This window comes from Sphingomonas sp., from assembly GCF_048594985.1.
Taxonomy (GTDB): Bacteria; Pseudomonadota; Alphaproteobacteria; order Sphingomonadales; family Sphingomonadaceae; genus Sphingomonas_I.
Map to the genome: position 1 here is coordinate 1 of NZ_JBMDXG010000132.1, position 1,940 is coordinate 1,940.

At 72.3% G+C, this 1,940-nt stretch carries 3 protein-coding genes; all 3 read left to right on the plus strand.

The window, feature by feature from the left end; genetic code table 11:
- Nucleotides 1-656, plus strand: a 656-nt coding sequence (locus ACOJSF_RS05150) for a hypothetical protein (RefSeq protein WP_420141158.1), incomplete at its 5' end; no start/stop codon positions are given.
- On the plus strand, nucleotides 653-1,627 hold the full coding sequence (locus tag ACOJSF_RS05155; RefSeq protein WP_420141159.1) for a FecCD family ABC transporter permease: 975 nt from the start codon (nucleotides 653-655) through the stop codon (nucleotides 1,625-1,627). The genes ACOJSF_RS05150 and ACOJSF_RS05155, both read left to right, overlap by 4 nt.
- Nucleotides 1,624-1,940 (plus strand): ATP-binding cassette domain-containing protein (locus tag ACOJSF_RS05160; RefSeq protein ID WP_420141160.1); only part of this gene is annotated, 317 nt, incomplete at its 3' end. The genes ACOJSF_RS05155 and ACOJSF_RS05160, both read left to right, overlap by 4 nt.

The window sequence follows — 1,940 nt, forward strand, 5'->3', positions numbered from 1 at the left end:
TCGTGGCGGTGGCGCAGATGGCGCGCCGCGTCCCGTCCAACGATCAAAGCGCGGAGGAGGTGCTGCGCCAGCGGCCGGACGTCGTCGTTGCGGACGCCTTCAGCGATCCGACAACCGTCGCCATGCTGCGCCGGCTGAACATGCCGCTGATCGTGCTGCCTTATGCGGGCGATTTCGCCGCGATCCGCGCCACCACGCTGGATCTGGGTCATCGCATCGGTGCGATCACGCGCGCCGAACGGCTGGCCCAGCGGATCGATCACGGGTTGGAATTGCTCGCCGCCTCCCCCCTGCCCCGCCGCCCGCGCGTCGCGGCATGGGACGGGAGCGGGCGACTGCCGCCGCGCGGCAGCCTGTACGACGCGGTGATCGAGGCGGCGGGCGCGGACAATGTCGGCCGGGCCTGGCGCGGATCGTATCGCATCGAAGGGCTGATCGCCACGCGCCCCGATTACCTGCTCCACGACGACAAGGTTGCGCGATCCGGCGCGCGCGTGTCCGCGCTCGTCGGACATCCGCTGGTCCGCCGGCTCTATGCGGGTCGGCAGATCGTGATCCCGCAGGAACAGCTTGTCTGCGGGACGCCCGCGACGATCGACGCGACGATCGCGCTCAACCAAGCATTGCGGGCAGCGCTCCTGCGACAACCGGCATGAGGATTGCCGGCCTCGGCGTGATGCTGGTGGCGCTCGCCGTCGCCTCCCTGCTGGCGGGAAGCGTGTGGCTGACGCCGCAGGAATTGATGACCGGCCTGCTCGACCCACATCCCGGCCTGGCGCGGCTGATCCTGATCGAAATCCGGCTGCCGCGGCTGATCCTCGCCATCCTGGTCGGCGGCATCCTCGGCCTCGGGGGCGCCGTGCTGCAGGTATTGCTGCGCAACCCGCTCGCGGAGCCGGGGCTGCTCGGCGTCTCGCCCGGCGCGGCGCTCGGCGCGATTCTCGCGCTCTATTACGGCGCGGCGCACGTCTCGCCGCTGGCGACCCCGCTGTTCGCCCTGCTCGGCGCGGGCGCGGCGACGCTGGCCGCGCTGCTGCTGGCGCGGGGCGGCGGCACGCTGGCGCTGATCCTCGCCGGCACGGCCATTTCGAGCATCGCCGCCGCCGGGATCGCGCTCGCGCTCAACCTCGCGCCCGATCCCTACGCCGCCTACGAGATGCTGACCTGGCTGATGGGCTCGCTCGAGGATCGGAGCTGGGATCATGTCGTCCTCGCGGCCCCTTTCGTCCTTGCGGGTGCGATCCTGCTGATCGCAACCGGGCCTGCGCTCGACACGCTGTCGCTGGGAGAGGCGCAGGCCGAAAGCCTGGGCACCGATCTTCGCCGGACCCGCACCCTCGCGGCGCTGGGCACGGCGCTGGGGGTAGGCGCCGCCACCGCCGTGACCGGCGTGGTCGGCTTCGTCGGACTGGTCGCGCCGCACCTCGTCCGCCCGTTCGTGGGGCATCGCCCGCGCGCGATCCTGCTGCCGGCAAGTCTGGTTGGCGCGATCGTCGTCCTCGCGGCGGATGTCGCAACGCGCACCCTGCCGGCCGGAACCGAGATCCGTCTCGGCACCTTCGTCAGCATCATCGGCGCGCCGTTGTTCCTGTGGCTGGTGCTGCGCGTCGCGCGGAGGGCGCCATGAGCCGGCTGGCGATGGAGGCGGTCGCCGTCCAGCGCGGATCGCGCGCCGTATTGCGCGGCGTCGACCTGGCCTTCGCGCCTTGTCGCCTGATCGCGGTGATCGGTCCCAATGGCGCGGGCAAGTCGACCCTCCTTCAAGCGGCCGCCGGACTGCTCGCGGTCGACCGGGGCGAGGTGCGGCTGGACGGCATCCCCCTGCCCCGCCTGTCGCGGCGGCATCTGGCGCGGCGGCGTGCCTATCTGCCGCAAGACGCGCGCGTCGACTGGCCGATCAGCGTCGAGCGGGTCGTGGCGCTGGGGCTGAGCGCGCATCT